The sequence below is a fragment of the Hymenobacter sp. 15J16-1T3B genome (genome assembly GCF_020711235.1).
Taxonomy (GTDB): domain Bacteria; phylum Bacteroidota; class Bacteroidia; order Cytophagales; family Hymenobacteraceae; genus Solirubrum.
Window position 1 is genome coordinate 460,054 of the sequence record NZ_JAJFAV010000001.1, and the last position, 21,413, is coordinate 481,466.

A 21,413-nucleotide genomic window follows, 5' to 3' on the forward strand; every position below is an offset into this window, starting at 1 on the left:
CCGAACGTGAAAAGGCCGTCAGGTCGAGCTTGTCGAGGCCTTTCGCCGGATAGAAATGCCACTCAGCAGAACATTACGCCCGGCCATCAGCCCGCGAGGTGTCTCGACTTCGCTCGACCTGACGGCCTGAATGAGTTGTTGAAACGCGGCAACGGTTCGGCCCGCGGCGGCCCCGACTTTGGCCCCCGCCCGCCGCCCGGGCTGGTAGGCGCAAGTGCGCAAGAATCCGGCGGGCATACCTCGGGACTTGTAGCGACCTTTGCAGCCTGATGCCTTCCACTCCTGCTCCCGCCCCCGCTGCTGCCGCTGCCCCCTCCTCCCCCACCGTGGCCGGCCCGCCCCCGCACCAGCCCACGCCGCTGTCGGCCTGGGTGCTGCTCATTGTGCTGGCCTCCATCTGGGGCACCTCGTTTATTTTGATGAAGAAGGGCTTGGTGGTGTTTTCGGCCCTGGAGCTGGGCGCCACGCGCGTCACGGTGGCCTCGCTGCTGCTGCTGCCCTTCGCGCTGCGCCACGTGCGCCGGGTGGAGCGCAGCCGCTTTAAGTGGCTGCTGATCAGCGGGGTGGTCGGCACCCTGATTCCGGCTTTCCTATTCGCCTACGCCGAAACCAAGCTGGCCTCGGGCCTAGCGGGCGTGCTCAACGCGCTGACGGTGGTGTTCACCTTGCTGGTGGGTGCGGTGTTTTTTGGGCAGCGCATCACGTGGTTGCGGGCCCTGGGCATCGTGGCCGGGCTGGCGGGCACCATCGTGCTGATGGGCCTGGGCGGCAGCGGCGGCGACGCCACGCCCAGCGGGCAGGGCAACGCCTGGTACGGGCTCTACATCGTGCTGGCCACGCTCGGCTACGGCTTCAGCGTCAACATCATCAAGCACCACTTCCACGGCATTCCGTCCATTGCCGTGACGGGGCTGCTGCTCATGCTCATCGGTGGGCCAGCCGCGCTGTATTTGCTGCTGGGCACCGACTTTATTTACAAGCTGCAGCACGTGCCCGGTGCCTGGACGGCCTTCGGCTACATTGCCCTGCTGGCCACCATGAGCACGGCCGTGGCCATGGTGCTCTTCAACAAGCTGATTCAGCAGTCGACGGCTCTCTTCGCCGCGTCCAACACCTACCTGGTGCCCATCATGGCCCTGGCCTGGGGCCTGCTCGATGGCGAAATCATCAACGGCTGGCACCTGCTCGGCATGGGCATCATTTTGCTGAGCGTGTTCATCATCAACCGGGCGAAGTAGCCCCGGCCTTGCAACGCGCGGCCCCGGCGGCGGCTCCACCTAGCAAGGTCCAGCGTTGCCGGCCGGTTGGTTTCTATTTGAGTTAGTCCATCAAGCTTTTTCTTATGCCTCGTTCTACCACCGTTTTTCGGCTGCTGGCGCCGGCCCTCCTACTCAGCGCCACCGCTGCGTCGGCCCAAACCACCTACCGCCTGGGGCTGCGCGCCGGGCTGAACCGCGCCAACGTCACGCAGCAAGTGCCCGACCAGAACACCTCACTGACGTACAGCGGCACGCAGCAAAAATCGGCGCGATTGGCCGGGCAGTTCGGCGTGGTGCTGGAGGCCGCGCGCGGGCCGCTGGCCCTGCAAACCGGCCTGCTGTTTTCGCAGAAGGGCACCGTCATCCGCTCCCAGGTCACCTTGACTTCCTTTGATAGCCCGCAGTACAACCTGTACCGCGACGGGCGCACGGTGGCCCGCTACCACTGGCTGGAACTGCCGCTGAACGTGGTGTATAGCCCGGGCCGCTCGGGCCTGCAGCTATTTGCGGGGCCCTACGTAGCCGTGGGCGTGGGCGGTAAGGCCGCCACCGTCATTCACAACAGCTCCAACGACCCCACCCAGCAAGTGGTGCCAACTACCCGCTTTACCGACAAAATCGAGTACGGCCCAAGTGAAGCCGGCAACGGCACGCTTTCCATCCGGGGCTACTACTCGCGGCGCCTCGACGCGGGTTTCAACGCCGGCATCGGCTACCGGCGCGGGCCGGTGCAGTTGCAGCTGGGCTACGGCCTGGGCTTGCTGAATCTGTACCAATCGAGCGTGACGGACCAGCCCAGCATTCAGGGCGGCTACAACCGCGTGGCCCAGCTCACGGGCACGTATTTCCTGGGGCATTAGCGCGTCAGAACGCCACCAGCAGCCCCAACTGCGCCCAGCGGTGCTGCCGCGCGCCCCGAAACTCCGGCGAAATCTGCACGGCCGACAGCGTCAGTCGCAGGCCGGCGTAGCCCAGGCCCAACGTGCCGGTGGCGCGTAGCACGCCGCGCTTGAGGGCGCCGGCGGACAGCGTGTAGGGGTTGTCGCGGCGCAGCAAGCCGCCCTGCAGGGTGGCGTCGTAGCCCACGAGGCGGCCATCGAGCCCGGCTTCGGCGTAGAGCTGCGCCCGCCGCTGCCCGGCGCGGTTGGCGCGTGAGGCCACGCCCAGGTTGCTGAAATACGGCTGCAGCAGCCCCAGGCGCAGGCGGGCATCGAGGCCGGCGTAGGTGCGCAGGGTGCTCAGGGCCGCCGTGCCCCCACCAATCAGCTCGACGGCGCGGCCCATGGCCAGCAGCCGCTGCTCCAGGTGCGCGGCGTAGCCCAGCACCAAGTCGTTGCGAATCTGGTAGTCCCAGCCGCGGGGCGTGGGCGCGCCCAGCAGCGCGTGCAGCTTGGTCTGAAACCCCTTGGCCCCCGCCGCCGGCCCGACCAGACCCAGGCTCAGCGTGGTGGTCAGCCGGCGGTGCCGGGCCGCATCGGTAATGGCGCGGAAGTAGTCGGCGTAGAGGTAGGCCGCGTACGGCCGGTCGCCGCGGCGAATAAACGCGTCCTGGATGCGCAGCGGGGTGAAGCCGTCGTAGTGCAGGCGCAGGCCGAAGTGCTGCACGCCGCCGGTAGTCAGGCGCAGCAGCCGGGCACCGGGCAGGCGGCGCAGGCCCGGCAGCACCGCCGTACCCGTCATGCCCTGCGTGAAGTAGTAGTCGGTTTTGAAGTAGGCGTCGTTGGCGAACGTGTAGGCCGCAAACCGGTCGGAACTGACAGAGTCGGCGACCGGGTGCTGGGCCTGGGCGGGCCAGCTCAGCAGCACCCAGGCTCCTAGAATAAGCAAGTAGCGCATGCCGGCTTCGGATGAGGAGCCTTACATACGGCGCGGCGGCTCCGGCGGCTTGCCCTGCGGCCGGGTTCTGACTTAGTGCCCCGGCACCGCGGCGTACTGGTACGGCCACTCGTGGTAGCGCGGGGGCAGCTGCAGGCGGGCGGCGTGGCCCAGCAGATAAGCCTGCAGCCGGCTTAGCTCGGCCGCGTCTAGAATGGGCAGCTCGTGGGTGCCGGGATGCCAGAAGTCGGCTTCCTTGGGCAACTGCCCGCGCAGGATGCGCCGGGCCTGCAGGGCGGTGCGCTGGTGCAGCAGCTCCACGGTTTTGTAGAGCGAAAAGCGGTGCCCGACGGGCTGCTGCAATACCACGTGCAGGTGATTGAAGCTCAACACGAAGCAGGGCACGCGCAGGCCTTGCTCTTCCAACAACAGCAGTTCTGCGGCCACGGCTTCGGCAATCCTCTCCTTTTCCAGGTAGCTCCCGCCAACCTGCGCCGCATCCAGCAGGGCGTCGAAATCGGCGAAGAACCGCTTCTCCGCGCGGCGGTGCGCGGCCTGGGCTTCTTCGGCCGTAGCTGCGGCGCGGGCCGCTTCCTGGGCCTGCACGCGCTGCTGGTGCAACTCGCGGCCGGCGCGGGCGGGGATGGAGCCGTTCAGGCGCAAGGTGAGCAACATGGTTTCGCCGGGCGGAAGCATCATTCTGGTGAGGGGTTCCCGCAGAGGTTTTTGCGGAGGTGGGCGGAGCTGTTCCGGATCAACAGCGGCCTCGTCAGCTTAATTATCGAAAAGAGATGGGAAGGCCAGCGGCAACTGCGGCAGCGCGGCGGCAGTTGCCGGCGAAACAGCAACGGGCTGCTCTTGCGGAAAAGCTACGTAGCGGCGGGCGGCCGTCTGTTGGCTCGGTACCGCCGCAGCGGCTACCGGACCAATACCAAGTTCGGCCAAGTGGTGCAGCAGGTCGTGCTCCGAGTCGGAGCGCCAGCGCACCCAGGCGGAGGCAAAGCAGCGCCAGAAGCGCCAGCCGGCTCGTTCCAGCACCCGCTGCCGCCGCAGGTCGTCGTGCCACCGGTCGGGGCCGTGGTACTGGTCGCCGTCACACTCCACGGCGAGGCGCTGGTCGTTGTCGCCTTCCACCACCAGGTCGATGCGGTACTGACCGGCTTTTACCTGGGGCTGCACCCGGTAGCCGCGCTCCGTGAGGAAATCGTACACCTCCCGCTCGAAACCCGATTCGCACAATGCCCGCAGATTTTTTACGCGGTGTTCGTCTTGCGCGTACGGGCTCCCGAAATGCGCCAGCAGCTTGCGGCGCAGGTGGTCGGCCGGGCTCAGCTCATCGGCCTGCACGCTGCGTACGAGGTACATCCGGTCGCGGGCCCGCGAGGCGGCCACGTTGAAGCGCCGCTCGTCGTCCTTGTGTCCCAGGGCTTTCGGCTTGCCCGAAACCACCAGCGAGAGAAACATGATGTCGCGCTCCTTGCCCTGAAACGTGTGGGCATCCCCGCAGGCAATCTGGTGCCGCAGCATGCTTTCCAGCCCGATTTCCCGCTCCAGCTCCGCCCAGATCAGCTGCGCCTGCTTATCGGCCAGCAGCGAAATCACGCCAATGGAACGACCGGTAAACGCCGGGTCGGCTACCAGGGCTTTGATTTCTTCCACGATGAAGCGCGCCTCGGCCGGGTTGGTGTCGCCCAGCCGCACGCCGTCCTCCACCAGCACGTCGACGAGCGGCGGATCCAGGCGCTCGGAGGCTTTGGGCAGGCGCAGCGGATTCAGCCCGTGGTCGTAGAACTCGCGCTTGGAGTACTCGATGATGGGCCCTACGCACCGAAAATGCTCCCGCAGCGGCAGTTGCGAATCGGAGAAAACCACCTGGAACAACTGGTAGATGGAGTGGCTGGGGGAAAGCTGCGGTCGATACAGTGCGGGCTGGGTGCTCAAAAACCGGTTCATCAGCTCGGTTTCCTTTTCCTGCGTCAGTCCGCTGAAGCCCGGCCCCACCTGCTTGTCGTCGCCCACGATGAGCACTTTGCGGGCCCGCAGCAGCGCCGGCAGCGCCAGCAGGTTCGACTGCGACGCCTCGTCGATGATGACCAGATCAAACGCGCCCAGCTCGGCTGGCAAGGACTCCGACACGCGGTAGTGCGGCATGATCCAGCAGGGAATGGCGGCGTTGGCCACCGTTGCCGCCGCCTGTGCGTCGCGGCGGTAACGGCCGGCACTTTTGCCCGTTCCCTTGCCCACCTTGACGACGGCATTGCGGTACGCTTGCAGGGCACTGCGCACCTGCGGGGTGGCGTTCTGGGCCAGCTGCAGCCAGGTTTTCTGCTCGATAATGTCCTGATAGGTACGCGCCAGCGTGAGTTCGGCCTGCTGGCGGTCAAGGGCCAGCTGCCGTAGCTCGGCGCGCGCGTCCAGGGCTTGCAGGTGGGTACTGAGCCGGCGCAACCGCCAGCGTCGACACCAGTCGGCGGGCAGCAGCTCGTCGGTGGCCCCCGCGGCGGGCTGCTCGCGCAGTTGGGCGGCCCAGCGCGGCGCGCCGGACCGGGCAATGCGCTCGGTGAGTCCGGTAACGGCATCCAGCTGCGGCCGCAGCGCGTGCACGCGCCGCAGCTCCTGCGTCAGCGTGGCCCACTGCTGGCGCAGCTCGGTTTCGGTCAGGGTTGCTTGGCCGAGGCCGCTGGCAAGAAAGTCCCGTAGGGCTTCGCTAATGGGCCCGGAGGTATCGTGCAGGGCATTTTCGTACTGCTCGCGCACGGCCCAGGCAGCTTCCGCTTGTAAGCGTAGTTGGTGCTGCCGCAGCAGCTCAGCCGCCTGTTCCAGCACGGCAGGCTGCTGCGCCGCGGTTCGGGCCGGTGCCCAGGTGGGCAGCAGGCGCTGCAGGGCGGCGTTGAGGCACGCTTCGGCTGCGCGGGCGTTGCGCAGCTGCTCGTAGCTTTCGTAGAGCCGAAGGGCTTCTTGAACGCCGGGTACCGGCTCGGCAGCGGTCAGCGGCAGCGCCAGCTCCGCGGCCAGCGCGTTCCAGCGGAACGCCAGCTCGTGCAGATGCCGCAACAGTAGCAGGTACTGCTCGACGTGCGCCCAGTCGGCCGCCGTGCTAGGCGCGGACGTGAGCACCCGAATTTCCGCCAGCCGCTGCTTCTGCGCGCTTTTGCCAAACCAGCCCGCCGGACCGAACGGGCTGCGCCCCTGACTCCGATTGGCAACGGCCGTCAGCAGCTCTTCGTCAAGCTCCGCCCCCGTAGGCACGCGCACCGGGCGCACTAAGAAAGCCTGGCGCTCGGCCCAGGCGGCGCGTAGCTCTTCGCCCAGAGCTTCCAGTAATTCGTAGAGGGTATCGTTTTGAGCGTTGGCGAGGCAAGCCTGCTGGGCAGCGGTCCACGGCAGCGCCGCTGCGGTTTGCTGCTGCACCTCGGCCACCTGAGCCAGCACTTCGGCCAGTTGCAGCAGCGGGTCAGCCCCAGCCGATAACGGCGGCAACTCACCGCTGGCTACTGCCGCCTGCAGGGCCAGAGAGCTGCGAAGCTGCTGATGGGTAAGCAGCAGTTCGCGGGCCTCGGGCAGCTCTGCCAGCGCCGGCAGCTGCGCCGTACGGTACTGCAGGTCAGGTCCTAGCTCGGCCCGGGCACGCCGCAGGGCGGTTATGTCCGCGTCGTCAAACTGCGGACGGCAGCTAGACGTCGTATCCACCGCGTCGGGCAGCCACTCGGCCAGGTCCGGCCCAGCCACTACTTCCCGAGCGGCCTCCTGCGCCTCCACCCGTTCACCGTCCAGCTCCAGCGGCTGCAGGTTTTGCTCGCCCCAGTACCCGGTGCGCCGGTCGATGTAGGCCAGCTGGCTGTGGCAGGCGTCCAGCTGCGTGGCCAGCAGCTCGATGCGGCGGCTCGTGGCGGCGGGGTCGAGGCGCTGCACTTCCTCGGCAATACGCTGGACGGCATGTTCAAATTGCTTCATGCCTTCCCGCTCACTGGTCAGCAGGCTGATGGCTAACGGCCGCACGGCCGGCGGCAGCTTGTCGTGCAGCACGGCCAGGGCCGGGTCTTTCATCGACGTGACGAGCACGCGCCGCCCCAGGGCCAGGTAGTGGCAGATGACGTTGGCAATGGTGTGCGTCTTGCCCGTACCGGGCGGGCCCTGCACCACCACGCCCGGCGCGTGCTCCAGCAGTTGCACGATGCGTACCTGTTCGTCGTTGAACGGCAGCGGGAAGTACAGCTCCTGCGGGGCCGCCCCTTGCTGCGGCTCGCCGACCAACGACACCCCCCGGAACGCGGGCAATACCCGGTCGGTGTGGTAACTGGCCGGGTCGCGCACCAGCGCGGCCACGGCGGCGGGCAGCTGCAGGGCGGGTTGCTCCACCCGGGTCCGCAAGGCATCCAGGTCCTGCAGCAAAGTATTGTTGGTGCGGGGCCGGGCGTATAGCACCCAGGTGTCGGTTACTTGCAGCTCGGGGGTGGCCCCCGGCAGCAGCCGGGCCAAGTTAGGCGCGTCGTCGGGCAGGTAGCGGCCCCGGGCATCGAGTACCGCGGCAGCCAGCCGCAGCACGGCCTCGTAGGTCACTGGCTCGGTAGGCGACAGGTACGGTTCGGCGGTCAGCAGCGCGCGGCTGCCTTGCTCCAACTGAGCCAGGCCGGCCACCTCGTGCGCCGCATACACATCGGCCTCCAATCGGCTTGTCAACTGCCGGGGACGCACTTCCAAAGCCATGTCGTCGGGGTTGAGGGCCAACTCGACCAAACGCGTGAGCAGCGGGTAACGCACGGCGGCACCGGGCAGCTGCCATATAGCTATGCCCACCCCCCACACCAGCTCCAGCGCGGTATCGGTCAGTCCGCCTTCGAGTTGCTGCTTCAGGGCGTAGAGGCGGGAGTACCAGCTGATGGTGCGGCGCCGCTGCGTTTCGCTCAGTGCCCAGGGCTGCCAGTGCTGCTTCACGTATTCGTCCAGGGCAGTGGCCAGCAAGGGCGCTTCGGCCAGCTCCCGCAGCAGGATCGGCGCCACGGGGTCGTATGCGGGGGCGGCGGCCACCGAGCGCGGCAGCAGGCCCAGGCGTACCAGCGTCTGGGCCGGCGCCTGCGCCCGAAGCGCCGGCGGGCGAGCCGGGTCGTTGGGTAGCTCCGTGAGCGTGGCCAGGCGCAAATCGGCAATGGGGGGCGGGGCTTGCTCTTTTAGGCGTTCCACGCGCAGCCACAGGTCGGCGTCGTGCTCCGCTGCGGGGGATTCAACGGAAATTTGGCCGGGCAGCCATACGCCCGGCAACCCGGTCAGCTGCGCCTCCAGCGCGTGGAAGCCGTGACTGGCTACATCGGTAACTAGGGCAGCGCGCAGCCGCACACTTTCTTTGGTATAAGCCAGCAAGGCCAGCAACCGCTCCTGCTCAACGGATGACACAGACAATTCAGGGGAAGGCATAAACAAAACCGGCAGAGCCTTGCACCTGAGCAAAGCCCTGCCGGAATCAAGTTAGAGCACGGACAGAGGGAATACAAGCGCTGCGCCCCTACCGCGCCGCGGCCGTCTGGTTCAGCTTGGAATGCTTGAAGCCGTAGTTGAAGTAAATGGCCAGGCCAACGATCAGCCAGGCGCCGAACAGCAGCCAGTTGCTGATGCCCAATTGCGTCATCAGGTAGAGGTTGGTGAGCAGGCCGAGCACAGGCAGCAGCGAGAGGTTTTTGGTGAACGACACCACCGCTACCCACACGCAGGCAATCAGGAACACGAGCATGGGAATCTGGTGGCGGAAGCCTTCCAGGCCCTCGGCCCCGCTGCTCAAGCGGAAGAACTCGTTGACATTGTCGCGGTTGTACACGAACACCAGCCCACCGGCAACGAGCAGCAGCAGCGGAACCAGCAAGCGGCCGTTGAGGTAGGGCACCTTGAAGCGGGCGTTGCTCTGCCCGTGCGGGTCGATAACGAGGATGCCGCCGCACACCAAGGCAAAGGCGAAGAGCGTGCCGATGCTGGTCAGGTCGATGACCAGGTCCATGTTCAGCAGCATGGCCGGCACGCCTACAAAGAAGCCCGTCACGATGGTCGAGAACGAGGGCGTGTGGTACTTGGGGTGCACCCGGGCAAACACCTTGGGCAGCAGCCCGTCCCGGCTCATGGTCATCCAGATGCGGGGCTGGCCGATCTGAAACACGAGCAGCACCGAGGCCATGGCCAGCACCGCCGACACGGCCACGATCTTGCCCAGCCAGGTCACGCCCACCTTGTTGAACACGTAGGCCAGCGGGTCGCCCACGGCCAATTCCTGGTAGCTCACCATGCCCGTCAGCACCAAGGTGATGATGACGTAGAGCACCGTGCAGATGATCAGGGCGTAGATCATGGAGCGCGGCAGGTCGCGCTGCGGGTTCTTGCACTCCTCGGCCGTGGTGCTGATGGCGTCGAAGCCGATGTAGGCGAAGAACACGGCCGACACGCCCTTGAGCACGCCGCCGATGCCATTCGGGGCGAAGGGGCTCCAGTTGGCCGGCTGCACGTAGAACATGCCCACCAGGATGACCACCGCCACCACGGCCAACTTCAACACCACCAGCAGGTTGGAGGCGTTTTTCGATTCCTTGATGCCCACGTACACCAGCGCCGTAATGGCCAGCGTAATCAGGCCGGCGGGCAGGTCCAGCACCAGGCGCAGGCCGCCGGGCAGCTCGGGCGCAGCGGCCCAGGCCTTGTAGCCTTCCAGCTGCGCGGCCGAGGCCTCGGCCAGCGGCTTGCCGGCCTGCATCAGCGCCAGCACCTCGTTGTAGTGTTTGTGGGCGCTTTGCATGCCCATGGTCAGGTACACGGGCAGGTGCACCCCGATGCCGTCGAGCAGGCCGGTGAAGTAGTCCGACCAACTGATGGCCACCACGATGTTGCCCACGGCGTACTCCATGATCAGTGCCCAGCCGATAATCCAGGCGGCCAGCTCGCCGAAGGAGGCGTAGGCGTAGGTATAGGCCGAGCCCGACACGGGGATGGTGGCGGCAAACTGCGCGTAGCACAGGGCTGAGAAGGCGCAGGCAATGGCGGTAAACACGAACAGCATCGACACGGCCGGGCCGCCGTCGTGGGCGGCGTTGCCGATGGTGCTGAAGATGCCGGCCCCGATGACGGCGGCAATGCCCAGCGCCGTCAGGTCGCGCACGGTCAGGTGGCGGGCCAGGCCATGCTCGCCGGGGTGCGAGCCGTGCAGGTCTTCGTCGGCGGGCGGGTTGGCCAGTAGGTCGGATAGCGCCTTGCGCCGGAACAGGCCGGCCGAGCGCGTGGGAGGAAGCGTAGAGGGAGGCAAAGCGGGAGAGAATAGTATTTGGAGGCCCAAAAGATAGAAAATAATGCGGCGGCGTTGCGCGCGGGCTTTTTTCACTCCCACCGCCGGCTCGCTCCGCGCCCCTCCCTACCCAGGCTTAGTACGCCGCTTTCCCCGCCGTTTGCTCGTCCGTCCGCAGAGCAGCCGAGCCCGGCTGCCTGGCGCAATGGCGCGGCCCGGAGCTTGGCCCAGCTAAGTCGGGCTAGCTTGGCTGTATACTTCGCCTGCGGAGTTACGTACTTTCGCCTGCCGCGCTATCGAAGTACTTTTTACCGCTCCCGCTTGTCGTCGTTTTCCATTGCCCGCGCCGCTATCCGCTGCTTGCTCCTGCCCGTCTTGCCTGCGCTGCTGCCGGGCTTCCTCGCCGGGGCGGCGGCCCCCGGCGCCGTCCCGACGGCTTTGGTCGCTCGGCCCGGCACCTGCCCGCCCGATACCACCGCCTACCGCCTGCGCGGCCGCCTGCTCGATGCCTACACCCAAGAGCCCTTGCCCGCGGCGACGCTGTGGTTGCGGCAACTGGCCCTGGGCACGTTCAGCGACGAGCAGGGTTACTTTAGCTTCGAGCTAACGGCCGACCAGCTGGCCACCAACGCCTCCGACACCTTGCAGGTCCGGGCCAGCGCGTTTCGGCCGCACGCGGTGCCCATCACCTTTCTGCAGCGGCCCGCCGACTCGCTGCTGCGCCTGAGCCTGCAGCGCGACTCCCTGCTGGTGCAGCCCAAACCGCTGCCGGTGCTGCCCCGCCGCGAGGTTCGCCGGCTGAGCAAGGCGCCGGCGCGGCCCGTGCCGCGGCCCGCTGCGCCCTGACGAGCTAGCCCCAAGCCGGCCGAAACTTTTCGGCCGGCTTGGGGCTTATTCAGCCGATGAACAAGCTGCTTTCGGCCGCCACCGCCCTGCTCCTGCTCACCGGCCCCACCAGTTGCCTGCTCAAGCCCACCGCCAAGCACGACAAGTTTGCTGAGCGGGCCCAGCTGCCCCAGGAAGAGGCCGTGCACGTGCGCAACTCCGTGGAATGGTGGTACTTCACCGGTCACCTGCGCGACCAGCAGTCCGGCGACCAATACGGCATCGAGTACGTATTCTTTCACTTCAATCCCTCGGGCAAGCGCGACTACCTGATGGTGAACGTGGCCGTGACGGACCCCAAGCACCAGCGGTTCCACTACGATTACGCCCTGCAGCCCCAGGCGCGCATCCTGCCCGATTCGCTGCCCATTCGCCTGCGCCTGCCCAAGCAAAACCAGCTCTGGCTTCTCGACGGCCAGGAGGGCCGCTACCAGCTGCAGGCCACCATGGCCGCCCACCCCGGCACCGGCTTCCAGCTGACGACCACGCCCGCCAAGCCCGTGCTGCTGCACGGCGGCACCGGCTACGAGCAGTACGGCCCGGTGGCCAAAGCCGGCTACTACAGCTACCCGCGCCTGACCACCACCGGCACGCTCACCCTCGACGGCCAGCCCCGCCCCGTGAGCGGCGAGCTGTGGTACGACCGGCAGTGGAATTGCGGCTCGGTCAACAAGCGCGACATTGCCTGGGACTGGCTCAGCATTCAGCTCCACGAAACCGGCGACGACCTGATGCTCTATACCGTGCACCAGAAGAAAACCGGGCAGCACATCGGCGGGGGTTCGGTGTTCGGGCGGCGGGGCGAAAACCAGCACCTGGAGGAAAAAAACTTCACCCTGGAGCCCCTCGACCACTGGCAAAGCCCTGGCACCGGGCGCCGCTACCCCTCGCGGTGGCGCGTGCAGATTCCCGGGAAAGGCTACGACCTGACCGTGGAGCCGCTGGTGCCGCACCAGGAGCTGAGCCTGAAGCTGTTCAAAGCCCTGCCCCCGCTCAACTACTGGGAAGGCATGTGCCGCGTGACCGGCACCCAGCACGGCAAGCCCGTCACCGGCAACGCCTACGTGGAAATAACGAACCGCTAGGCAGCTGAGTGAGAAGTCGGCGCGCTGAGCAGCGCTAACCGCCTTGCCAGTTCACGCACTTCCAAGCACTTACCCGTTCAGCAACACGCGGAAGGTGGTGCCCTTGCCCACTTCCGACCAGCGCACGTAGAGGCGGCCCTTGTGGTAATTCTCGATAATGCGCTTGGCCAGGGCTAAGCCGAGGCCCCAGCCCCGCTTCTTGGTGGTGTAGCCGGGTTGAAACACCGTCTCGAACTTGCTTTTGGGAATGCCCTTGCCGGTATCGGTGATGTCAAGGGCTATCTGCTTGTTGTTGCGCCCGCCGTGGCGGATGATGAGCGTGATGGAGCCCCGCCCGTCCATGGCATCGACGGCGTTTTTGCAGATGTTCTCGATGACCCACTCCAGCAGCGGGATGTTCACCTTGGCCGTGGTGTCGGGTTCCAATAGGCTTTCCACCTTGAACACCACCTTGCGCGACACCCGCACCTTCAGGTAATCAATGGCGCGCTCGGCCACGTCGCGGATGTTTTCGTCCTTGAGCACGGGCACCGAGCCGATGTTGGAGAAGCGCTCCGTGATGATTTGCAGGCGCTTCACGTCCTTGTCCAGCTCCTCCACCACCTCTTCGCCCGCAAAGCGCTCCGAGGAGCGCATGTAGTCCACCCAGGCCAGCATGCTGCTCAGCGGAGTGCCCAGTTGGTGCGCCGTTTCCTTGGCCAGCCCCACCCACACGCGGTTTTGCTCGGCCCGGCGCGAGGTGCTGAACACCAGGTACGCAATGACGGCCAACGAGGCAATAACGCCCAACTGCACCAGCGGATACGTACGCAATTGGGTCAGAATCAGCGAGTCTTTGTAGTAGATGTAGTTGTGCAGACCGCCGCCGAACTTGATGACGATGGGCGGGTGCTGCTCCTTCATTTCGGCCAGCTCGTTCTGCAAAAAGGCAATGCGGCGCGCCTCATTGGCGCCGCTGGGCAGCGTGATGTTGCGCCAGTCCACGATGTCGCCTTCGTCGTTGACCAGCAGCACCGGGATGTTCGAGTTTTCCAGGATGATTTCGGTGCGCAGAAAGTTGGTCGTCGCGTCTTCCTGCTCGGTGCCCAGCAAAAAGCGCTGCGTGCGGGCGTAGCGGTCAATCTGCTGCTGCTCCCGCTCGGCCAAGCGGCTCACCAGCAAGTTGGTATACACCACCGTCACGGCGCCGATAACCAGCGCCAGCACCACAATGAGCAGCTTAATTCGGGATTTTTGGTCGTAAATGGGAAGCACGGAGCAGAAGAAAAAGCGGCCGCAGGCAACCAAGCCGGCTACCCCAACGCGTACAGCAATGGCGAAAGTACGCAGCCCCGCCCTCCATCGATGCCTCCCCGCCCCGTTTCGCTTCGGCAGCCGCCCGCCCGGCCCCGCACGATTATTTGGCCCGCCTGCTGCTCGCCCGGCGCCCACCCACATCATTAGGGGATTGACGCCAGCCTGCATCTCTATATACCTTTAACCCGTTGCTCCCAAGGGGCTTAAATCCGCCGCACGGCGAATGATTTTTGTCACTTGCTCGCGCGATTAACCCGTTTTAACCCGCCAAAAACGCAGTTCACCCCGGCGCCGAACCACTCTGCTCACTTTCGGGTTTTTACCCTTGCGAATTGCGCCGTAATTTTGTCGTCCACTTCTACGTCGCCCGTAGCACCTGCTATGACCCACCCGTTTAAGGCCGTAGGGCTATCCTATAAAACCGCACCCCTCGCGATTCGCGAGCTGATTGCGTTGGATGAACCGGCCTGCCGTCGTTTCCTCGACACGCTGCACCAGCAGCTTGGCTTGTCGGATTTGCTCGTGCTCAGCACCTGCAACCGCACCGAAATTTACTACGCCGCCGAGCGCGACCAGAGCCCGGCCATCATCGAAGCTCTCGGCCAGCTCAAGGGCGTCGAGGACATCTCCAACTACTACGAGTACTTCCACGTCCGCAATAGCTGCGACGAAGCCGCCCGCCACCTCTTCGAGGTAGCCATGGGCCTCGACGCGCAAGTGGTGGGCGACCTGCAGATCAGCAACCAGGTGAAGCAGGCTTATCAGTGGTCGGCCGACGCCGACGCTGCCGGGCCCTTCCTGCACCGCTTGCTGCACTCGGTGTTCTTCACCAACAAGCGCGTGCAACAGGAAACGAGCTTCCGCGACGGGGCCGCCTCGACCTCCTACGCCGCTGTGGAGCTGGTGGAAGAGCTGACCACCGACGTGGCCAACCCGCGCGTGCTGGTGGTGGGCCTGGGCGAAATCGGCGCCGACGTGTGCCGCCACCTCGCCGGCAACAAGAACTTCGCCGACGTGACCATCTGCAACCGCACCCGCTCCAAGGCCGAACTGCTGGCCGCCGAGTGCGAGGGTCTGAAAGTCATCGACTTCGAAAACCTGAGCGAAGCCCTGCGCGAGTCCGACGTGGTCATTTCCTCCATTGCCCGCGACACGCCCTACTTCACCGTCGACCTGGTGGAGCGGCTGGAAGTGCTGAGCTACAAGTTCTTCATCGACCTCTCGGTGCCGCGCAGCATCGAAGCAGAAGTGGAAAACGTGCCCGGTGTGCTGCTCTACAACATCGACTCCATCCAGAGCCGCGCCACCGCCGCCGTCGAGCGCCGCCTCGCCGCCGTGCCCCAGGTGCGCAGCATCATCGAAGAAACCCTCGCCGGCCTCGACGAATGGAGCCGCGAAATGATGGTGGGCCCGGTCATTCAGAAAATCAAGGGAGCCTTGGAGCACCTGCGCCAGGAAGAGCTGGACCGCTACCAGAAGAAAGTGTCGCCCGAGGAAGCCAAGCGCCTCGACGACATCACCAAGAGCTTGATGCAGAAGGTATTGAAGCAGCACGTGCTGCAGCTCAAAGCTGCCTGCAAGCGCGACGAAGCCGACCAGCTCATCGACGTGCTTAACGACCTCTTCGACCTGGAGCGCCAGCAGGCTACGGCCTAAGCTTCCTGCTTCTTCATTGTAGCGCCACCGCCCACGAAGCGGTGGCGCTGTCGTTTCATTGAAACACTGGAACGTCATGCTGAGCTTGCCGAAGCATCTCTACCGATTCGTTGTGTTGTTCGGAAGAGATGCTTCGGCAAGCTCAGCATGACGTTCTTCTTGCATCGTCCAACACCAGTCCGCGAGATGTCTCGATTTCGCTCGACAGTACGTTCAATGGCTTTATACGAAGTCCCAGACGCGCGAAGGCCCTGCTCCCGGGTGGGAAGCAGGGCCTTCGTGCTTATGGCTAGGTTTGGGCTGCCTTTCGCTTACATCGTGTCGCAACACCCCTCGAGCGTGTCGATGACGTCGAGCAGTTTGGGGATGGAAAGGGAGTAATAGATCTTGGTGCCGACTTTGAAAGACGAGAGAATGCCGCGGTCTTTCAGGGTGATAAGGTGCTGAGATGCAATGGCCTGCGGTAAGCCGAGCGTGCGGTAAATTTCCGTCACGGTCATTTTATCTTCTTTACCAAGCAAATCAACGATGGCCAGGCGCTTGGGGTGAGCCAGTACCTTGAGCATCGCGGCAGCCTTATCCACTTTTTTCGATTCTACGCGCGAAAGCAGTGGTTTCATGGAGACGTACAAAGGTGGAGTGTGGAGCCCGTAGCGATACGGTACGGGTAATACGTGCTTCCTATAGTGTAAAGTTCCTATACAGGCGGGCTTTTTGGCTCATTTCGGGACGACTGACTTTCGCTGAGGTCGTTGGAATACAAAATTCCCCGATTGCGCGGGTGGCCTTACCTTTGGCGTACGGCCGCGGCAAAGCGCTCCGCTGACCCCCACCGCCGGCTTTTCCACCCATTCCCCTACTCTTTTCTCTTGCTCCATGCGCGACCTGCTGACCACCTTCGAAAATAAGCGTCCCGAAATCGTCTTTGAGTGGAAAGACTCCGAAACCGAGGCCGAGGGCTGGGTGGTCATTAACTCCCTACGCGGCGGGGCGGCCGGCGGCGGCACCCGCATGCGCAAAGGCCTCGACAAGCGCGAGGTGGAAAGCTTGGCCAAGACCATGGAGGTGAAGTTCACCGTGTCGGGGCCGGCCATCGGCGGGGCCAAATCGGGCATCAACTTCGACCCGCAGGACCCGCGCAAGCGCGGCGTGCTGGAACGTTGGTACCGCGCCGTCATTCCGCTGCTGAAAAACTACTACGGCACCGGCGGCGACCTGAACGTGGACGAAATCCACGAGGTCATTCCCATCACCGAAGACTACGGCCTGTGGCACCCGCAGGAGGGCATCGTGACGGGGCACTACCGCGCCAGCGAGCCGCAGAAGATTCAGAAAGTAGGTCAGTTGCGCCAGGGCGTGATTAAGGTGGTCGAGGACGAGCAGTACACGCCCGACCGCGCCCGCCGCTACACCGTGGCCGACCTCATCACCGGCTACGGGGTGGCCGAGGCCGTGCGCCACTACTACCAGCTCTGGCCTGGGCAGGACGTGCAGGGCAAGCGCGCCATCATCCAGGGCTGGGGCAACGTGGGCGCCGCCGCCGCCTACTACCTAGCTCAGCAGGGCGCCCTCGTCACGGGCATCATCGACCGGGCCGGCGGCCTGCTCAAGCCCGAAGGCTTCACATTCGAGGAAATCAAGGACCTGCTGCTGCAGCGCCAGGGCAACGCCTTGACGGCCGACAACCTGCTCTCCTTCAACGAAGTGAACGAGCAGATCTGGACTTCGGGCGCCGAAATCTTTGTGCCGGCCGCGGCTTCGCGCCTCGTCACGCGCCAGCAGGTGGAGCAGCTGCTGGCCGGCGGGCTGGAGGTTATCAGCTGCGGGGCCAACGTGCCCTTCGCCGACCCGGAAATCTTCTTCGGCCCCACCGGCGAGTTTGCCGACGCCCACGTGGCCGTGGTGCCCGACTTCATTGCCAACTGCGGCATGGCGCGCGTGTTTGCCTACCTGATGGAAACAAACGCGGAAATCACCGACCAAGCCATCTTCGGCGACATTTCGCGCACCATTCTGCGGGCGTTGGAGCGCAGCCGGGCCCAGGGTCGGGACCTGCACCTGGCGCGCACCTCGTTTGAGCTGGCGCTGCGGCAGCTGGTGTAACCCGGACGTATTCAGACTAGCCACATGAACGTCATGCTGAGCTTGTCGAAGCATCTCTACCGCTTCGCCAGATAGTTTGGTTACTATCCGTAGAGATGCCTCGGCTGCGCTCAGCATGACGTTCTGTCTTCTTCCAGCCTAGTATAACCGGAGCGCTGTTACTGACCAGGCTCCTAGCTTCCAATGAAGATCCAACAGCTTCTCAATCAGCACTTCTTCGGCAACACGCTGGGGCAGTACCTGGTCAGCGGCATTATTTTGCTGCTGGGCTTCGGGCTGCGGCGGCTGCTCTCGCGCATCGTTTCCAAGGTGTTTTACCGCGTCATCAAGCGCTATACGGCGGGCGTGACGGAGCGGGAGCTGAACGACTTGCTGATTCAGCCCTTGTCGGTGCTGTTGTTTCTCTTCACGCTGTTTTTGGCCTTCAACGTACTCGACTACCCAGCCGACGTCACCGACAACCTGGCCCGCTCGACGCCCTGGCCCAAGCGCCTGGCCTTCGCCATGTACCAGATCGGGGTGATTTCGGCGCTGACCTGGGTGATGCTGCGCCTCATCGACTTTGCCGAGCTGGTGTACCGCCGCCGCTCCGAGCTGCTGACGGCCGCCAACACCCGCCTCGACGCGCAGTTTATTCCCTTCGCCAAGGACTTTGTGAAGGTCATCATCCTGATTTTCGCCTTTTTGGTGATGCTCGGGCAGGTGTTCGGGGTCAACGTAACGGCGCTGATTGGCGGCCTGGGCATCGGGGGCTTGGCCGTGGCGTTTGCGGCCAAGGAAAGCCTGGAAAACCTCATTGCCTCGTTTACCATCTTCCTCGACCGCCCCTTTCAGGTAGGCGACCTGGTGACGGTGGGCGGCATCACGGGCACGGTGGAAAAGGTGGGCTTCCGCAGCACCCGCCTGCGCACGGCCGAGAAAAGCTACGTGACCGTGCCCAACAAGTCCATGATTGACAAGCCCTTGGACAACCTCTCGCTGCGCACGGCCCGGCGCGTGAGCTTCACCCTAAACTTCAGCCACGACACCACCCGCGAGCAACTGCTGGCCATTGCCTCGGAACTGCACACCTACCTGCGCGGGCACGACCGCATCATCCCGGAGGAAATCCAGACCAAGCTCTCGGCCCTTACCCAGACCGGCCGCGACCTGACGGTGCAGTACTTCGTGCAGGTAGCCACCTACGACGAGTACCTCGACGTGAAGGAAGCCGTGAACTACCGCATCCTCGAAATCGTGGAGGCCCACGGCGGTTCCTTCGCCACCAACACCACCGTGGTGCGCATGCTGGCCGACCCAGGCATTACCTCGGGCCAGGCATCAAGCGGCTCGGTGCTGTAGCCACTAGCGAAACTTGGGCGACTTGATGGCACGCGGGCGCTGGAAGTCCACGGTTTTGTCTTTGGGATACTCCACCGTGAAGGTGAAGCGCACCCGCTGGCTGGCGCCCGCGCCCAGCGTCAGCAACCACGTGAGCTTGCCGCTGGCCTCGTCCAACTGCGCGCCGTCGGAGCTTTCCAGCTTCACTTTCAGGTCGCTTTCCTGCGACACCGGAATCTGGTCGAGCACGCGCACCCGCACGGGCTGGGCGTGGCGGTTGCGCAGGTTTATTTCGTAGGTCACGCGGATGCGCTGCTGCCCGTTCAGGCCGGCTTTGCCGTTGAAGTCCTGGGTTTTGGTGCGCCCCACCGTAATCAGCTTGTCGTAGCCCAGGCTGACTTCCAGCGAGTCGTTGAAGGCCCGCGGGTCGACTTCGGTTTCGCCCACGTAGGTACCGGCGTAGTACACGTTGGCGTCGAATTCCTCGTCGGGCAAGAACAGCCGCTCCCAGCCCGTGACTTTGGCCATCAGGTACACCTTTTCTGAGAGCTTGGGAATGGCAATGTACTCGGGGCGGGCGGGCAAGGTCTGTTCGGGTAGACGCACCAGGTAATCCTCGCCTTCGGGCAAGCTGACGGGCTCGGGCACCACGTACACGCTGCTGGGCTCGACAGCAGTGGCTTGGCCGGTGGCATTGCCCTTCACCACAAACTTGTCCACCCGGCCCTCTCCACCGATGCTGCGGCGGAAGTTCATGGACCAGGGCGTCAGGTCGGGTTTGGTCACGTCGTCTTCCACCTCCTCGTTTTTCAAGCGCAACTGCACGCCGGTCCAGTCCAAGCCCGAGCCATTGCTGACGTTGGCGAAGGAGTTGATGCGCAGCTCCCGGGCGGCTTCGGGCACCCGAATTTCGGGCTGCAGCTCCCATTGGCAGTTGGCATTGACGTAGCGCAGCGTAAGCGTGACGGTAGCCGCGCGAGGCAGCTCCAGCAGCAGCACCACCCGCTGCCGCTGCGGCCCGGAAGTGCCGTTGGTCAGCCGGTTGCGGCGCAGGGTGAGCTGCTGCCGCGTAGCCCCCAGCGTTTCGGTCTGCGTCTGAATGTCGGGCAGGCGGGTGCGCAGAAAGGCGGCGCCCTTTTGCAGCTCGGTGCTCCAGCCGGCCTGCATGCCCGTGGGCAGGGTGCGGTTGGCGAGCAGAAAATTCTTCTCTTCTTCCAGGGCTTTCACCTCCGCGTCGAGGCGGCGCAGGCGGGCGTCGAGCAGGTTTAGGCTGTCGGTGGGCGTTTTGCCGGCCGGCGGGCGCACGGCCTCGCTGCTGACAGTCAGCAGCTGGGCGTTGTCGGAGGTCTGCACCTGTATGCTTTCTGCGCTCAGGCTGCCGGCCACGCCTTCCACCCACACGGTGCTACGGCCCGCGGGCAGGGTCACCGTGCCGCGGTGCTCCAGCTCGGCCTGGTTCAGCGCCACCGTCACCGAGCGTAGCGGCAGCGTAGTGCGCACGGCTTCCGGCGTGGTTTGGGCCAGCCCTCGGCCAGCGGCAATTAGTGTTAACAGAAGGACGAGTAAACGATAGGACATCAAACGCAACCGAAAAGAGGTAAAGGGATTTTGCCGGGTAAAAGATGCGGAGAATATCCCGAATGCAGTAATGCCCAAACGCAAGGCGCGCCGGCAGCAGTCGGGAATTCCCAACCACCGCCAACGCGCCTTATCAAGTAGACCGAAACGCTTAGCGCCCGCCCAGCAGGCCGCCGAGCACCCCGCCCAGCCCGCCGCTCATCAGGCCGCCGAGGCCGCCCCCGCCGGTGCTGCGCGGGCCCATCTGCGAGTTGCCGCCGAGGCCGCCGAGTACGTTCATCAGGCCGCCGAGGCCGCCGCCGGGTACGCCGTAGCCGGCCGGGCTGGCGCCGTAGCCGCCCCCGCCGCCCATCATGCTCCCCAGCACGCCGCTGCCGAGCACGCCGCCCAGCAGCCCGCCCAAGCCGCCGCCCATACCGGAGCCGCCCCCGAGCACGCTGCCCAGGCCACCGCCCCCGCCCATCATGCCGCCGAGGCCGCCCATGCCGCCCCGGTTGCCGCCCATCACGCGCGACAGCACCATGGGCGCGGCCACGGCAATGAGTCCGCCCAGCGCCGCCTGGGGCGGAATGCCCACCGAACGGAGCTTGTCGCCGAGCGAATCCATGAGGCCCTGCGGCGCCTGCTCGGGCTGCTGGGCCTGGGCTTGCTGGGTCTGGTGCACCACGTTCTCAATGGTTTGCACCTGCTGCTGGTTGACGCCCAGGTACTGCGAAATCTTGTTGACCATGGCTTCCTCGTCGTTGGCGTAGGCGCCGTCGGCACGGGCGAAGCTCACCAGATCCGTCACCAGGGAGTAGCGCAGGTTGCTGCCGCGCAGTTGGTCGAGGTTGGCTTTGATAGTTTCGTTGTTGGAGTCCTGCGCAGCTTGGGCCACCTGCTGGGTGGCCTGCGGCGAGAGGCCCATCACCTGGGCCATCTGGCTTAAAAATTCACTTTCCTGCTGCGAGGCCTGCCGGTCGGCGGTGGCCAAGCTGGCAATGACGCTGAGGTAGGCCGTTTTTTCGGCTTCGGAATACTGGCTGAATACGTCTTCGGGCTGCATGACGAGTAGGCGTTTGGAAAAGGATGAGAAGGAAAGAGCAAGACGCGGCAATGCTGCCCTTAACGCAGCCCGTCCGGCAAATGTTGATGCGGCCGCGCGTGGCGGTCCTGCCCGCG

15 protein-coding genes are annotated in these 21,413 nt (G+C 65.1%); 7 read left to right on the plus strand and 8 right to left on the minus strand.

Annotation, left to right across the window (positions count from 1 at the left end; all coding sequences use genetic code 11):
* Window positions 1-269 precede the first annotated feature (269 nt).
* Both LJ737_RS01925 and LJ737_RS01930 read left to right on the plus strand, forming a co-directional pair.
* On the plus strand, window positions 270-1,238 hold the full coding sequence (locus LJ737_RS01925; RefSeq protein ID WP_227762531.1) for a DMT family transporter: 969 nt from the start codon (window positions 270-272) through the stop codon (window positions 1,236-1,238).
* Between the two features lie 104 nt (window positions 1,239-1,342).
* Entirely contained in the window at window positions 1,343-2,119 is a 777-nt protein-coding gene (locus tag LJ737_RS01930; protein WP_227762533.1) for an outer membrane beta-barrel protein, read from the plus strand.
* Between the two features lie 4 nt (window positions 2,120-2,123).
* Here LJ737_RS01930 and LJ737_RS01935 read toward each other — a convergent pair whose 3' ends face one another.
* From LJ737_RS01935 to LJ737_RS01950, 4 genes are all read right to left on the minus strand, one after another.
* Window positions 2,124-3,095, minus strand: a complete 972-nt coding sequence (locus tag LJ737_RS01935) for a lipid A deacylase LpxR family protein (protein WP_227762535.1) — start codon at window positions 3,093-3,095, stop codon at window positions 2,124-2,126.
* 72 nt (window positions 3,096-3,167) lie between these two features.
* Window positions 3,168-3,773, minus strand: a complete 606-nt coding sequence (locus LJ737_RS01940; RefSeq protein WP_227762537.1) for a hypothetical protein — start codon at window positions 3,771-3,773, stop codon at window positions 3,168-3,170.
* A 75-nt stretch (window positions 3,774-3,848) separates the two neighbouring features.
* Window positions 3,849-8,465: a PDDEXK-like endonuclease domain-containing protein gene (locus LJ737_RS27065; protein ID WP_227762539.1), complete on the minus strand. Its 4,617-nt coding sequence runs from the start codon at window positions 8,463-8,465 to the stop codon at window positions 3,849-3,851.
* 109 nt (window positions 8,466-8,574) lie between these two features.
* Window positions 8,575-10,350, minus strand: a complete 1,776-nt coding sequence (locus tag LJ737_RS01950; RefSeq protein WP_410779938.1) for an amino acid permease — start codon at window positions 10,348-10,350, stop codon at window positions 8,575-8,577.
* A gap of 300 nt (window positions 10,351-10,650) precedes the next feature.
* Here LJ737_RS01950 and LJ737_RS01955 point away from each other — a divergent pair, with 300 nt between their 5' ends.
* Together LJ737_RS01955 and LJ737_RS01960 are read left to right on the plus strand one after the other, a co-directional pair.
* Window positions 10,651-11,175 (plus strand): peptidase associated/transthyretin-like domain-containing protein, encoded by a 525-nt coding sequence (locus LJ737_RS01955; protein ID WP_227762540.1) that lies wholly within the window; start codon window positions 10,651-10,653, stop codon window positions 11,173-11,175.
* Window positions 11,176-11,231: 56 nt separating this feature from the next.
* The gene (locus tag LJ737_RS01960) at window positions 11,232-12,299 is read left to right on the plus strand and encodes a lipocalin-like domain-containing protein (RefSeq protein WP_227762542.1); all 1,068 of its coding nucleotides are present in this window, start codon (window positions 11,232-11,234) and stop codon (window positions 12,297-12,299) included.
* Between the two features lie 69 nt (window positions 12,300-12,368).
* Here the strand turns inward: LJ737_RS01960 and LJ737_RS01965 are convergent, their stop codons facing one another.
* Window positions 12,369-13,553, minus strand: coding sequence for a sensor histidine kinase (locus LJ737_RS01965; protein WP_227762543.1), 1,185 nt, complete (start codon window positions 13,551-13,553; stop codon window positions 12,369-12,371).
* Window positions 13,554-13,976: 423 nt separating this feature from the next.
* On the opposite strand from LJ737_RS01965, the gene hemA reads away from it, so the two are divergent.
* On the plus strand, window positions 13,977-15,251 hold the full coding sequence (gene hemA, locus LJ737_RS01970; RefSeq protein ID WP_227762546.1) for a glutamyl-tRNA reductase: 1,275 nt from the start codon (window positions 13,977-13,979) through the stop codon (window positions 15,249-15,251).
* A gap of 311 nt (window positions 15,252-15,562) precedes the next feature.
* On the opposite strand, the gene LJ737_RS01975 is transcribed toward hemA, so the two are convergent.
* Window positions 15,563-15,871: an ArsR/SmtB family transcription factor gene (locus LJ737_RS01975; protein WP_059071745.1), complete on the minus strand. Its 309-nt coding sequence runs from the start codon at window positions 15,869-15,871 to the stop codon at window positions 15,563-15,565.
* A 256-nt stretch (window positions 15,872-16,127) separates the two neighbouring features.
* Here LJ737_RS01975 and LJ737_RS01980 point away from each other — a divergent pair, with 256 nt between their 5' ends.
* Both LJ737_RS01980 and LJ737_RS01985 read left to right on the plus strand, forming a co-directional pair.
* Complete coding sequence (locus LJ737_RS01980; protein ID WP_227762548.1) at window positions 16,128-17,354, plus strand: Glu/Leu/Phe/Val dehydrogenase dimerization domain-containing protein; 1,227 nt, start codon at window positions 16,128-16,130, stop codon at window positions 17,352-17,354.
* 183 nt (window positions 17,355-17,537) lie between these two features.
* The gene (locus LJ737_RS01985) at window positions 17,538-18,695 is read left to right on the plus strand and encodes a mechanosensitive ion channel family protein (protein ID WP_227762550.1); all 1,158 of its coding nucleotides are present in this window, start codon (window positions 17,538-17,540) and stop codon (window positions 18,693-18,695) included.
* 3 nt (window positions 18,696-18,698) lie between these two features.
* Here the strand turns inward: LJ737_RS01985 and LJ737_RS01990 are convergent, their stop codons facing one another.
* Window positions 18,699-20,252: a DUF4139 domain-containing protein gene (locus LJ737_RS01990; RefSeq protein WP_227762551.1), complete on the minus strand. Its 1,554-nt coding sequence runs from the start codon at window positions 20,250-20,252 to the stop codon at window positions 18,699-18,701.
* A gap of 151 nt (window positions 20,253-20,403) precedes the next feature.
* On the minus strand, window positions 20,404-21,297 hold the full coding sequence (locus tag LJ737_RS26850; RefSeq protein WP_262907791.1) for a tellurite resistance TerB family protein: 894 nt from the start codon (window positions 21,295-21,297) through the stop codon (window positions 20,404-20,406).
* Between the last annotated feature and the right edge of the window lie 116 nt (window positions 21,298-21,413).